Origin of the sequence: Ureibacillus endophyticus (assembly GCF_024159215.1) — a bacterium.
GTDB lineage: Bacteria > Bacillota > Bacilli > Bacillales_A > Planococcaceae > Ureibacillus > Ureibacillus endophyticus.
On the sequence record NZ_JAMYWW010000001.1, the window covers coordinates 1,608,483 to 1,621,105 of the forward strand.

Sequence of the window (12,623 nt, forward strand, 5' to 3'; positions counted from 1 at the left end):
TTATGTGTTTAACTTGAAAATTATTATCATTTAGTGTGAAAAAAATGAGAACAAACTATCAAACTCTCATATAATAGATATAGGAACTTAGTAGCTGAAGTTATTGCATAAGGAGGGATTTCATGAGACTACTAGCCATCGTTCTATTAAGTTGTTGTATGTTATATGGGTGTGTCGAAGTTGTAGAACCGATTGAAATTGATGAATTACAATCCTTAACGACAGAAGATAAAGAAGAGGCACAAGAAAGTTTGCCAAAGGAAAATAAAAGCATCATCACCCAAAATGAAACAACAGTCCAATCACAACCTTCAGAAGAAACGCTTCAAACGATTGAACAGTATTTTTTAAATGGTAGTCCTATCGTTGAAGAATTTAACTTCGATAAGAAAAAAATATATTATCTTGCTTTAGGAGATTCATTAACTCGTGGAGTGGGGGATGAAGAGAAGAAAAATGGGTATACTGAAAGATTAGCGGAGAAAATTGAAGAGTATATTTTGAACTCCGAAGTAATTTTAGATAATCGAGGGAAGCGTGGCAGAAGAAGCGATCAACTCCTGTCACTTATTAAGAAAGGCCACTATAACTCAGAGCTAGAAAATTCCGATTTTATCACCATTACAATTGGTGGGAATGATATTATGAAAATTGTAAAAAAGGATTTATTTAACTTAAAAAGGGAAGCCTTTGATCAAGAACTAGTTGAATTTGAAGACCGCTACAATCAAATAATGCAAGAAATTCGCTTCAGAAATCCTGATGCACCTATCATATTAATTGGATTATATAACCCATTTTCGATTATTACTGAAGAAATCACAGAATTTGAAGCAATTATTTCAGAATGGAACGGAACAATTGAAGGTATTTCGAAAAAATATGATAATGCGTGTTTTGTAGATGTAGAAGATTTATTTGATGAAAATGCTAATTTAGTCTATCATACAGACTTCTTCCATCCAAATGGCTATGGCTATACAATTATGACAGAACGTATTATGTCGATTATGAAGTCATGCGATATTGAAGAAGATTCTGACGGATTAATCTTATTTTCTAACAATTCATAAGGTTAATCCTTTTGTACATAACTGACCAAAGATTGTAGGTGTGAATTTATGAATAAATGGAAAGTCGCCTTTTTTGCAATAACCGGACTCTTCATCATTTTAATAACCGTAATAGTTGTTTGGGCGACTTCACCAGTTGAAGAGGATCCAATTCCAGCCCCAGATAATAATGTTGCACAAACTGATAGTATTCTTCTTGTCGAAACCACTGCTGATGATTTTGAAAAGTTAGCGATGAAATATTTAGCAGATTCATTAAATAAATCTACTCTCCCTGTAGATTTTGTAATTGGTGAGAATATTGTATTGGAAAGTGAACTAACTGTTTTTGGAGTGACCGTTCCGTTTTCAATGGAGTTTGATCCAATCGTAAATGAAGACGGCAATATCCGAATGAAGCAAACTTCGATGAATGTTGGTAAACTAAATATACCGCCAATTACGGTATTAAAATTATTGAGTGATTCGGTGGAATTTCCTTCTTGGGTCATCGTTCGACCAAATGAAGAAGAAATTTTCGTGGATTTATCGAGACTAAGACTATATTCTGGTTCAAAAGTTCGCGCGAAGGAAATTGATTTAAAAAATGATCGTATTTTATTAGAAATTATCGTGCCTAATAAATAGGAGGGATAGTATGACGAATCAAGTTGCCACATTTGCTGGAGGCTGTTTCTGGTGTATGGTTAAGCCTTTTGACGAACAAGAGGGAATTGTAAGTGTAATTTCCGGTTATACAGGTGGACATGTTGTAAACCCAACCTATGAACAAGTATGTTCAGAAACGACAGGTCACTTAGAAGCTGTTCAAATCACCTTTGATCCAGAAATTTATCCTTATGAAAAACTGGTTGAGACATATTGGACGTTAATTGACCCAACTGATCCAGGTGGCCAATTTTTTGACCGTGGAGAATCTTATACAACAGCGATTTTTTATCACGATGAAGAGCAAAAACGTATTGCAGAAGAATCCAAATTAAAATTAGAGCAATCCGGTAAGTTTAACAAACCAATTGCTGTCAAAATCTTACCTGCAAAGCCATTTTATCCGGCTGAAGATTATCATCAACACTATTATAAGAAAAATCCAATGCATTATAATCGCTATCATATCGGCTCTGGAAGGGCAGCATTTATCGAATCGCACTGGGGGAAGAAACATGAATAAAGAAGAACGTCTAAAACAATTAACGCAAATGCAATATTATGTAACGCAACAAAAAGGAACAGAACCACCATACCAAAATGAATATGATCAACATTTTGAAGAAGGCATTTACGTGGATATTGTATCTGGTAAACCGTTATTTAGTTCAAAAGATAAATTTGATGCGGGTTGTGGTTGGCCAAGCTTCGCAAAGCCGATTGAAACTCAAGAAATTACAGAGCATTTTGATACGTCCCATGGTATGCGAAGAGTAGAAGTGCGTAGTAAAACAGCAGATTCTCATTTAGGACATGTATTCCCAGATGGACCACGTGAACTTGGGGGATTACGATACTGTATTAACTCAGCGGCACTACGCTTCATCCCGAAAGATCAATTAGAAGAAGAAGGATATGGAGAGTATTTAAAGATATTTGAATAAAAAACAAGGGCTGTGCCATATTTTGTGCACAGCCCTTTACTTTATTCAACAGTATTTTCAAAAGATTTTCTTCCTGACTCCATTCTCTCTACAATGATATCAACATTACGTATGGAATCCTCTGTTAATGGAATCATCCCATCTGTATGAATTTTTTTCCATACTTTCACATTATTTCGATATAATACTTCTGAAAGGCGGAAAATATCTATGTCTTTGTCTAATGCAGCATGATAACTCGTTAAAATCTCTTCTTTTACCTTATCTCTAATAATTTCTTTTAATTCATCACTCTTGATATTTTCTTTAAAATCATATAAATAACCGGATACGCTAACATGAATATCAAATTCAACATTTTCACCATTCACAATAGGCGTAATTTTGGGTTTGATATGCTGAATAACGATGGTTATTTTATGATTTTCTTTTGATTCTGATGTAATTTGCCCACGAAAAGCTTTTTTCGTAACCCATTGTATTCCATGGGCTTCATCCCCTTTAAGAAATCCTTTAAATCTTTCCTTAGAAAGGACCCCATAACCTTCAAATTTAATTGATTCACTTGGTCCTTTTTCATTTTTCCAATCATCATTTAACGTTACAGCAGGAATTTTCGCTTCACTACTAGGTTCATTTAAATCGATGATTAGTTCTCTTAAAGAGATAGGTCTCACAAAGGAAGATTGTTCGTAGGAATTTAATGGATCGGCCATCTTCGTTAACGTAATCGAACGTTCTAACAAAGGAGAAACTAGTAAAAATTCCTCTACTGGATCACTTGTACAATAAACCCATGTTTCATATCTTGTATCCCTAAACCGTGTAATCAAATTAATAACTTCGTCAATGCGGTTTTCTTTCAATGCTTCTTCACCGAATACAATAACTTGTAAATGCCCCACGTAAACCACTTCATCGATTGCATGGTATAACTCAAAAATGGCTTCATCAGGTGTTTTACCTTTAGCCGTTGCAACTTCAGCTTGAATTGCTTCCTGGTTTATTTGCTCCGTTTTTGCTACATTGGCAAAATTAATAATTTGCATTGTTATTTCGAACATACCATCTTTATAATCAACACCGAGCCCATGGATATAGTACATTCGTTCTATTTCCCTTAAGTCCCAACAACCAGAAAGAATTGTACATAGCCAAAATAATAAAATGATTTTTTTAACTGTTCTCATTTTTTTCATTATTATTTGTCCCTCTGTTATTGTTAGTGTTCATTCTATCTGAATCTTGAGGATCTAGGTCATTAGGTCGTTCTCCATATTTATCATTTTTAACTCGAAACAGTGATTTTTTTATTTTATCCCAACTTAAATCAGCTGTAATATCAAAATAAGGCGTACCATAAACACGAGTTGTTGCCAAAAAAAATACGGTTGCATAAATACAAATGAAAAATCCAAATAAACCTAAAAACGAAGTAATGATGATGAAAAAGATACGAGCGATACTAATAATCGTCACTAGGGATTGGTTTACCATTGTAAATGAAGCGATGGTTGATAATGCAATGATAACAACCATCGCGGGGCTAGTAATACCAGAACGAATGGCTGCATCCCCAATAATAATACCTCCTACTATACTAATTGTTCCACCAATTTTCGTTGGAAGTCTCATACCCGCTTCACGAAGTAATTCGAACATGATTAATAAAATCAGCATTTCAAGTACTGCGGGGAAGGGTAAACCCCTATTCATGAGAACCACTGTTGCCAATAATTGAAGTGGTAATTGATTTTGGTGGAATAGCGTTAATGCAATCCAAAAAGCTGGTAGAGCAACACCAATGACTATTCCAATAATCCGTAATAATCTCTCAAAAGAAGTAAACGCAATGGGATATTCAAAATCCTCTGCGGTCTTGATCAATTGAAAGAAATTAATTGGTGTAATGACAGCGAAGGAACTACCATCCACCATCACTAAAAATCTTCCTGAAGACAATGATTGAATGGCAAAGTCCGGACGAGCTGTTACGTTGGTTACAGGTAAGAACCAATTCTTTTTATTGACGATTTCCATGACGATGGATGGACTTATAATAATATCTGTTTTAATTTCAGTTATTTGTTTTTTTAGTTCTGTCAATATGTCTTTGTTGGCGATATCGTCAAAATATAAAATGGCAACTTGTGTTTGAGACCTTGTGCCGAGTGTAAATTTTTCAACACATAATGAGTTTGTCGGAAGCCTCTTTCGAATCAGGGCGATATTTGTAGAAAGATCTTCAATAAAATTATCCCTTGGCCCTTTAACCACAACTTCCAAAGACGTCTCATCAGGTGTTCGGTTCGGTTTTCTAGGTATGTTAGTAGAATAGAGCAGTTGATTATCTGGAATATAAAATAAGACTTTACCGCCATATACGGATTTTATAGCTTCTTCTTTATCAGTAATTTTTGTCAATTCAGGTAAAGGTAATTTTCCAATGGTATTTTCATCAATAGGTTGATTGCTGTTAAATAACTCTTCGACATTCGGTATAACAACGGTAAAAAGCATTTGTTCATCGACCATCGAATCACATTTTATAAAGAATACGGAAGATTGACCAAATGGAAATTCCCGAAATAGGACATCTCCAGATTTGTTAAAAAGCTCTTTTAACGTAGAAATAGTGAAGGTTGGTTGTCCGCCTGTGTCCATCTATTATTCACTACTTTCTGATTGATTTTTACTACTACTATTTTCTGATTGATTGTTTTCAGGTTGATTATTGCTTTTGTTGTCATTTGACTGTTTGTTATATTGGATGTTATCAGATTGATTATTGTTTTTGTTGTTATTTGATTGGTTATTACTCTGATTACTAGTTGATTGATTTTTATTTTTTTTATCTGGTAACAAAGCAATTAAACTAAAAAGAATTGATAATAAGAAAAAGAATGAGAATGTCGCAATAAGCATTTCATTGCCATTTAGATGTAAAAACAGACTATCATCAAGCATAAAGACAACTAAGTTAATAATGACAAAAGGGGGAATCATGTAGTTCCATATTTTTTTTCGGTTACCTGTAAAATTAAGTATATCTGCAGCAATAAATAATAAGAATGATACTCGTATATATGTTCCTGTTAACCATTGATAAATGGATAAAAAGTCCATTTGTTCAATAAAGCGTCCAATTGAAACTAAAGCCCACTCCTCAAAGGCGGGGTATCGTTGTTTAGCTGCTTCCTCAGGCCCAAATTCTACAATTGCCCCTAAAAGAGGTCCCATTGTTAATCCCATTAAGATAAAAAGCATTATTAACAAATGATACCATTTCAATTTTGTTTTAAAGTGTTGTTGGATAAACACTAGTAAAAATAACTCTATGAACCCGGAAGCAGGATAGACTAATCCCCGTAAAACGGGTCCAAAACCATGCTCGAAAAATGGTCGGATTAAACCGTAGTCCTTCACTTGTAGATTAACAGTGGCCACGTAAAAGCCAAAAACCACGACAAACATTAGTACAAAAGTATTCACAATCACAAAGGTTTGCATATTCGTAGAAGCTAATAAGACACATAAAGTAATATAAACCGCTAATAAAAGAATTTTAGGAGTATACGGAAGAAACGTGGAAGAAATCCATAGAATCGTTTCTCGTAAAGTGAATGCAGCCATAAGATAAATGAATATGACAACGCAATATAAAATAATATTGGTAGCGACTTTTCCAATTTTAGATTTCAACCAAGTTTTGATGGATTGATTTTTTGACTTATTTTGAATAAAAAGGATTAAAAATAACCAAGGAATTGTCAAAAAGGTAGCTAACAAAACCGCCGCCCATCCATCCCGTTTCACATGCTCCAAAACCGGTGGAAGTATCGTTACGTGGTTTTTTAACCCAATAAAAGTCATTATTAAAAAAATAACGTGCAATAAACCAATTTGCCCAATTTTCACCATATTTATGACCTCTATCAGTAATTGTTAATTTAAAGCATTGACATATAAACCAAAAACTATAAGGTATATAGGGCAAAACTTTCGGATGAGTGGATTTTGTGAGTGGAAAGTTTTTTTGCGTAGGTAAGGGGAGTGGGGGAGAAGAACTGAATTTGTTTTGACGAATATTTCGGGAATTATATTTGAAAATGACTTCGTAGCTCCATTGAATACAAAAATTTCGTGTCTAAAAACATTTTCATAACCAAGATGAATATAAAAAGTACTGGAAAATCATTTAAAAATTGTTTTCATAGCGATAATGAAAACAAAAATTTGTGGACATTGTATTGAAAATGTATTCAAATCGTTGATGAAAACAATAATTCGAGGAAACCGTGTCAAAAAACGTCTTCATAGACCTGATGAATACAAAAAAGTAAGGAAAAATCATCTGAAAATGTATTTAAATCGTTGATGAATACAAAAAGTACGAGAAAAATCATCTGAAATTGCATTCATAGCGCCGATGAAAGCAAAATTTCGAGGAAATCGTGTCAAAAAACGTCTTCATAGCCCTGATGAATACAAAAATTCATTGTAATTTCATGCAAAATTGACTTCATATCACCGATGAAAACTAAAAATCACAGAAACTCCATCCAAAACTGACTTCATAAGCCAGATGAAGGACAAATGAAAGCGAAAATGCAGCCGAAAAGGTCTTCATAAGCCAGATGAAGGACAAATGAAAGCGAAAATGCAGCCGAAAAGGTCTTCATAAGCCAGATGAAGGACAAATGAAAGCGAAAATGCAGCCGAAAAGGTCTTCATAAGCAGGATGAAGGACAAATGAAAGTGAAAATGCAGCTGAAAAGGTCTTCATAAGCCCGATGAAGGACAAATGAAAGCGAAAATGCAGCCGAAAAGGTCTTCATAAGCCAGATGAAGGACAAATGAAAGTGAAAATGCAGCTGAAAAGGTCTTCATAAGCCCGATGAAGGACAAATGAAAGTGAAAATGCAGCTAAAAAGGTCTTCATAAGCCCGATGAAGGACAAATGAAAGCGAAAATGCAGCCGAAAAGGTCTTCATAAGCCCGATGAAGGACAAATGAAAGCGAAAATGCAGCCGAAAAGGTCTTCATAAGCCCGATGAAGGACAAATGAAAGCGAAAATGCAGCCGAAAAGGTCTTCATAAGCCAGATGAAGGACAAATGAAAGTGAAAATGCAGCTGAAAAGGATTTCATAACTCTGTTAAAGAACAAACCAAATCAAACTCCAACCGAAAAGTCTTCATAAGTTGAACACCAGTGAATTTAATCCAAAAACAAAAAACTCCACAACTAAAAAAGCCATTTCAACCTTCTCCAAAAGAGAAAGTTAAAATGACTCTAAAACAAATTAAATCTTAAATTCACTTACCACACTGCGTAAGTCGTCTGCTTGTTTTGCAAGTTCTGTGGCAGCAGCGTTTATTTCTTGCATAGATGCGGAACCTTGTAATGCTGCAGAGGCAGATCGTTCTGTATGAAGTGCGGTATTTTCCGCAATGGTGCTTACCTCTATGAAGGAAGCGGCTACTTCTTGACTTGTCTCCAACGTCATGGAAATCTTACCAACCATCGATGCAATAATATCTGTTGTGCGGTTTGTCTGCTCTAAAATATTTTCAAGCACTTGATTCGTTTCATTTGATACTTCTACACCGCGAATTACGGATTTTACACCATCGTGGTTTTGTCCAATAATTGATTTAATTTCGCCTTGAATGGACGTTACAATTTCTGTAACTTCTTTTGCCGCTTGTTCCGATTGTTCTGCTAATTTTCGAACTTCATCGGCTACGACTGCAAAGCCCTTACCATGCTCTCCAGCACGCGCAGCTTCGATAGCGGCATTAAGTGCTAATAAATTTGTTTGGCCTGCAATCGAAGTGATTGTTTCAATAATGGATGTAATTTCACCGGATTTCTTACCCAACGCTTCCACAGTAGTAGACGTATTTGCAATTGTCTCTTCAATGGACATCATCACTTCAGATGATTGTGAAACAGAACGACTTCCATTAAATGCGGCATTTTTCATTTCTTGAGCAGCTTGTTCAACTTCTTCTGCTTCAGTATTTAATTCACGCATCAATTGATCAAGAACTTGCATTCGTTCAATTACTGCTTTTGTTTGGGATTGTGTTAAATCACTATCAGCTGCGATATCTTGAGTATTGTTTGCAATTTCATCGATGGTTTTTGCGTTTTCTTCTGCAAGTGCCATCAATTCTTGGGAACTCCCAGAAACATGTTCAGCTAAGTTTGAAACTCGTTTAACTAAACCAGAAATAGATTCTATTAAGATATTAGTAGAATTAGCGATTTGAGCAAATTCATCCTTCGTTTTTACATTCACTCTTCTTGTTAAATCTCCACCAGCTTGTGCAATATCTAAGATGGATTGATTAATTTTAAAAGTATTTCGGCGAATATTTCTAAATAAGATAATTCCAAAAGAAATTGTTAATACGGTTGCAATGATGGATAAGATGATGAATCCGATCTTAGTGTAATATGCAAATTGTTCTAATTCTTTTATTTTTTCTGAATTTTTATTATCTAGTAATTCAATAAATCGATCACTTGCGTCATTTATATATGAACGAATGTTCTCACCGTCATTTTGTTCCATCAGTCTTTGTGCATTTTGAAAGCCAAATTGGTCTCTTGTATCAATAATTCTTGAAGAGCTATTTAAATAAATCAGAAAATACTGGTTAATCGCTGCTAATATTTCTGTTTCTTCTGGACGATTTTCAAATAAACTTTGTAAGTCTTTTATTTTATTAGTAATCGATTCTTTCGTTTCCTGATAATTTTTTAACGAATCTTCTCTTCCGTGAATGATATATACTTGTTCATAATTTGAAAGCTTTAACATATCACTGGCTAAAGTGTTTACCTCCACTTGTTCTTGAAGGTTGTTCTCTGCAAATTCTTTTAAATTTTGTTGAAGTTTTGAAATGCTAATGAGTGATAAAGCTTGCATCCCTATAATAATTGCAAGTAAAATGCTGAAGATGAGTATAACTCGTCCACGAATGAGATGGTAAAAACGAGATTTAACAGAACGATTTTTCTTTAAATCTTTTTTTTGTTTGGAAGATGATTTTTTCTTTGCTTCGTCTGACACATTCTTTTTATCCATTGTTGTCACCATCCTTCTTAAACTTTCGGTGTATTCAAAAATTTTACAATATATCCAATGTTTTTTCCATTATTTAGACAGAAAAAAGTCCTAATAATTATTAATTTAAGCTAGTAAGGAGTATCTATATGAAGGAAAGTTTCTATTTATTTGTCCTAACCTTTCGAGGAGGAGATTGGGAGGATCCAAAAACGAGATTTGCAGAGAGTGCATTTTTAGACCATAGTTTTCCGAAAACAAGTACATCTTTTGATGAATTATCAAGTTATATTGAAACGATAGTTCATGAGCATATGACAACCAATGCCTTTGACGAGTTGTGGGAAATTTATGAATCCAAGTGACTCGAGAATAGTGCATTAAATGTATAGAAAGGTAAATAATTGCACATTCATAGAAAAGCAAGTATATTTTAACTTGAACGAAATTTTGACTATAGAAATGAATTTTAGAAAGAGGGATTGCGAATGAGTATTCATATTAATGCAAAACAAGGAGACATCGCAGAAATTATCTTATTACCCGGAGATCCTTTACGTGCAAAATATATTGCTGAAACTTTCTTAGAAGATGTTACTTGTTACAATGAAGTACGTAATATGTTCGGATACACTGGTACATATAAAGGAAAACGTATTTCTGTACAAGGAACAGGTATGGGTGTACCATCCATTTCAATTTATGCTACAGAGTTAATGCAAGAATATAACGTACAAAAATTAATCCGTGTAGGGACTTGTGGCGCAATCCAAAAAGATGTAAAAGTTCGTGATGTGATTTTAGCGCAAGGTGCATCAACAGATTCTAAAATGAATGAAATTATTTTTAATGGACTTGATTATGCACCAATTGCAGATTTTGATTTACTATTAAAGGCATATAACGCTGGTGTAGCTGCTGGCTTAAACTTAAAAGTAGGAAATATCTTTACAGCAGATATGTTCTATTCAGAAGAAAGCCAAAACGAAAAATTAGCACGTTATGGTGTATTAGCAGTAGAAATGGAATCTGCTGCGCTTTATACTCTTGCTGCTAAATTTGGCCGTAAAGCATTATCTGTATTAACAGTATCGGATCATATTATCACTGGTGAAGTAACAACATCAGAAGAACGTCAAACGACTTTCAACGATATGATCGTGGTTGCATTAGAAGCTGCAATTCAAGAGTAAAAAAGAAATTCTTTTGGCAAGGCTGTCTATTTGACAGTCTTTTCTTTTCGGATTGAACTGAAACTGGTAATATGGTAATGACGTCTAATTAGTTAGTAAGTGTAAATGAGAGTGGTGAAAGAAATGGATGATCAAAACCAACAAAGTAATGAGCAAACAGAACCGAAAGAACAAGAAGAGCAAATAAAACCAGCCAAAAAATATTTGCGTATTAGTCCTTTCGCGTTCATCATGTTAATGGTTCTAACAATTCTATTAACTTCTGGTATTACAATCTTTGCTCTAACATTTGGAGATCAGAAAGTGGTAGAAGTAAATGTACCTGTTGAAAGAAAAGAGTTTACAAAATTTTATGATGCCTTCGATGAACTAAAAGAAAGATATTATGTAGAAATAGATGATGAAAAAGTAATCTCAGGTGCCATTAATGGAATGTTTGATGCACTTGAAGACCCATATTCTGATTTTATGGACGAGGTAGAAGCAGAACAATTCAACTCAGATCTTTCTTCTAGCTTCCAAGGAATTGGGGCAGAAATTCAAGAGCGCAATGGCAATATTGTTGTCGTTTCACCAATAAAAAATTCTCCAGCAGAAAAAGCTGGTATCTTACCTGAGGATGTTATTTTAACTGTCGATGGTGAGAGTATTCAAGGAATGAGTGCTTCTGAAGCGGTATTATTAATCCGTGGTGAAAAAGGAACACCTGTTACATTAACAATTCAACGTGGTAGCACTGAAGAATTACACGAAATAACAATTATTCGTGATGATATTCCAATTGAAACTGTATACGGTGATATGGGCGATGATAAAATCGCGCACATTCAAATTACATCCTTTAGTGAAAAAACGTATGATGAATTAGTTGCGATATTAGAACAATACGAAAAAGACGGCATGAAGAGTATAATATTAGACGTTCGCCAAAATCCAGGTGGTTATTTAACTTCTGCTATTGATATTGCAAATCTATTCTTAGATGAAGGTAAACCAATCGTTCAAGTACAAGAACGTGAAGGTGAACCTCAAATCATGTATGCAGAAGGTGGAAAAAAATATAAACAACCAATTATCGTATTAATCGATAACGGTAGTGCATCTGCTTCAGAAATTTTAGCAGGCGCTTTAGGAGAATCTGCTGGTGCAAAAATTGTTGGACTAAAATCCTTTGGTAAAGGGACAGTTCAAACCGTTACTTCTTTACAAGATGGTTCAAACTTAAAATATACAACAGGTAAATGGTTAACTCCAAACGGTAACTGGATTAATGAAAAAGGAATTAAACCAGATGTTGAGGTTAAATATCCTGATTATGCGACATTAACGTATATTGATCCTGAAACAGAATTAAAAGAGGGTAATGTTTCTGCAGCAGTAAATTCAGCAGAACGTATGCTAGAGGCGTTAGGATATGATGTTGGTAAGGTTGATGATGAATTCGATAATGATACAAAAAATGCAGTTGTAAAATTCCAAGCAGATAAGGAACTAAAACAAACTGGTTCCATCGCTGGAGAAACAACATATGCTTTAATGGATGCATTAAGAGAAAAAATCGATCAAGATGATCCGCATGTAGAAAAAGCGAAACAATTACTTTCTGGTGAAAAAGAATAACTAATCATAAGAGCTGCTTTTGTTCAATATGGACAACTGTCAGCTCTTTCTACTATATAAAGGGAAGT

12 protein-coding genes are annotated in these 12,623 nt (G+C 34.4%); 8 read left to right on the forward strand and 4 right to left on the reverse strand.

Features of this window, described 5'->3' with window-relative positions:
• Positions 1-122 precede the first annotated feature (122 nt).
• From NKR20_RS07820 to msrB, 4 genes are read left to right on the forward strand one after another with little or no spacing between them, the layout of a single operon-like run.
• The gene (locus NKR20_RS07820; protein WP_253425077.1) at positions 123-1,073 is read left to right on the forward strand and encodes a GDSL-type esterase/lipase family protein; all 951 of its coding nucleotides are present in this window, start codon (positions 123-125) and stop codon (positions 1,071-1,073) included.
• A gap of 48 nt (positions 1,074-1,121) precedes the next feature.
• Entirely contained in the window at positions 1,122-1,700 is a 579-nt protein-coding gene (locus NKR20_RS07825; protein ID WP_253425080.1) for a YpmS family protein, read from the forward strand.
• A 10-nt stretch (positions 1,701-1,710) separates the two neighbouring features.
• Positions 1,711-2,244 carry a peptide-methionine (S)-S-oxide reductase MsrA gene (gene msrA / locus NKR20_RS07830; protein WP_253425083.1) on the forward strand — a complete coding sequence of 178 codons (534 nt, stop codon included), beginning with the start codon at positions 1,711-1,713 and terminating at the stop codon, positions 2,242-2,244.
• Positions 2,237-2,665 carry a peptide-methionine (R)-S-oxide reductase MsrB gene (gene msrB / locus NKR20_RS07835; RefSeq protein ID WP_121213845.1) on the forward strand — a complete coding sequence of 143 codons (429 nt, stop codon included), beginning with the start codon at positions 2,237-2,239 and terminating at the stop codon, positions 2,663-2,665. Before msrA ends, msrB begins: the two co-directional genes overlap by 8 nt.
• A 41-nt stretch (positions 2,666-2,706) precedes the next feature.
• On the opposite strand, the gene NKR20_RS07840 is transcribed toward msrB, so the two are convergent.
• Genes NKR20_RS07840 through NKR20_RS07850 form a run of 3 tightly spaced genes read right to left on the reverse strand, consistent with a single transcriptional unit; the run spans position 2,707 to position 6,586 of the window.
• The gene (locus NKR20_RS07840; protein WP_253425086.1) at positions 2,707-3,864 is read right to left on the reverse strand and encodes a Ger(x)C family spore germination protein; all 1,158 of its coding nucleotides are present in this window, start codon (positions 3,862-3,864) and stop codon (positions 2,707-2,709) included.
• Positions 3,842-5,329 carry a spore germination protein gene (locus NKR20_RS07845; protein ID WP_253425090.1) on the reverse strand — a complete coding sequence of 496 codons (1,488 nt, stop codon included), beginning with the start codon at positions 5,327-5,329 and terminating at the stop codon, positions 3,842-3,844. The genes NKR20_RS07840 and NKR20_RS07845 overlap by 23 nt, the downstream gene beginning before the upstream one ends.
• A gap of 3 nt (positions 5,330-5,332) precedes the next feature.
• A complete protein-coding gene (locus NKR20_RS07850) occupies positions 5,333-6,586 on the reverse strand; it encodes a GerAB/ArcD/ProY family transporter (RefSeq protein WP_253425093.1) in 1,254 nt (417 codons plus the stop codon).
• Between the two features lie 301 nt (positions 6,587-6,887).
• Here NKR20_RS07850 and NKR20_RS07855 point away from each other — a divergent pair, with 301 nt between their 5' ends.
• A complete protein-coding gene (locus tag NKR20_RS07855; RefSeq protein WP_253425096.1) occupies positions 6,888-7,043 on the forward strand; it encodes a hypothetical protein in 156 nt (51 codons plus the stop codon).
• Between the two features lie 926 nt (positions 7,044-7,969).
• On the opposite strand, the gene NKR20_RS07860 is transcribed toward NKR20_RS07855, so the two are convergent.
• Positions 7,970-9,763, reverse strand: a complete 1,794-nt coding sequence (locus NKR20_RS07860; RefSeq protein WP_253425099.1) for a methyl-accepting chemotaxis protein — start codon at positions 9,761-9,763, stop codon at positions 7,970-7,972.
• A gap of 128 nt (positions 9,764-9,891) precedes the next feature.
• On the opposite strand from NKR20_RS07860, the gene NKR20_RS07865 reads away from it, so the two are divergent.
• The 3 genes from NKR20_RS07865 (at position 9,892) to NKR20_RS07875 (ending at position 12,555) form a co-directional block, all read left to right on the forward strand.
• Positions 9,892-10,107 (forward strand): YozE family protein, encoded by a 216-nt coding sequence (locus NKR20_RS07865; protein ID WP_253425102.1) that lies wholly within the window; start codon positions 9,892-9,894, stop codon positions 10,105-10,107.
• Between the two features lie 123 nt (positions 10,108-10,230).
• Positions 10,231-10,935, forward strand: coding sequence for a purine-nucleoside phosphorylase (gene deoD / locus NKR20_RS07870; RefSeq protein ID WP_253425105.1), 705 nt, complete (start codon positions 10,231-10,233; stop codon positions 10,933-10,935).
• Between the two features lie 123 nt (positions 10,936-11,058).
• Positions 11,059-12,555 (forward strand): lmo1851 family serine protease, encoded by a 1,497-nt coding sequence (locus NKR20_RS07875; RefSeq protein ID WP_253425108.1) that lies wholly within the window; start codon positions 11,059-11,061, stop codon positions 12,553-12,555.
• Positions 12,556-12,623 lie beyond the last annotated feature (68 nt).

Excerpts from the sequence above, each read along its gene's own strand:
- NKR20_RS07820 (WP_253425077.1), top strand. The coding sequence starts at position 123 with ATGAGACTACTAGCCATCGTTCTATTAAGTTGTTGTATGTTATATGGG.
- NKR20_RS07825 (WP_253425080.1), top strand. The coding sequence starts at position 1,122 with ATGAATAAATGGAAAGTCGCCTTTTTTGCAATAACCGGACTCTTCATC.
- msrA (WP_253425083.1), top strand. The coding sequence starts at position 1,711 with ATGACGAATCAAGTTGCCACATTTGCTGGAGGCTGTTTCTGGTGTATG.
- msrB (WP_121213845.1), top strand. The coding sequence starts at position 2,237 with ATGAATAAAGAAGAACGTCTAAAACAATTAACGCAAATGCAATATTAT.
- NKR20_RS07840 (WP_253425086.1), bottom strand. The coding sequence starts at position 3,864 with ATGAAAAAAATGAGAACAGTTAAAAAAATCATTTTATTATTTTGGCTA.
- NKR20_RS07845 (WP_253425090.1), bottom strand. The coding sequence starts at position 5,329 with ATGGACACAGGCGGACAACCAACCTTCACTATTTCTACGTTAAAAGAG.
- NKR20_RS07850 (WP_253425093.1), bottom strand. The coding sequence starts at position 6,586 with ATGGTGAAAATTGGGCAAATTGGTTTATTGCACGTTATTTTTTTAATA.
- NKR20_RS07855 (WP_253425096.1), top strand. The coding sequence starts at position 6,888 with ATGAAAACAAAAATTTGTGGACATTGTATTGAAAATGTATTCAAATCG.
- NKR20_RS07860 (WP_253425099.1), bottom strand. The coding sequence starts at position 9,763 with ATGGATAAAAAGAATGTGTCAGACGAAGCAAAGAAAAAATCATCTTCC.
- NKR20_RS07865 (WP_253425102.1), top strand. The coding sequence starts at position 9,892 with ATGAAGGAAAGTTTCTATTTATTTGTCCTAACCTTTCGAGGAGGAGAT.
- deoD (WP_253425105.1), top strand. The coding sequence starts at position 10,231 with ATGAGTATTCATATTAATGCAAAACAAGGAGACATCGCAGAAATTATC.
- NKR20_RS07875 (WP_253425108.1), top strand. The coding sequence starts at position 11,059 with ATGGATGATCAAAACCAACAAAGTAATGAGCAAACAGAACCGAAAGAA.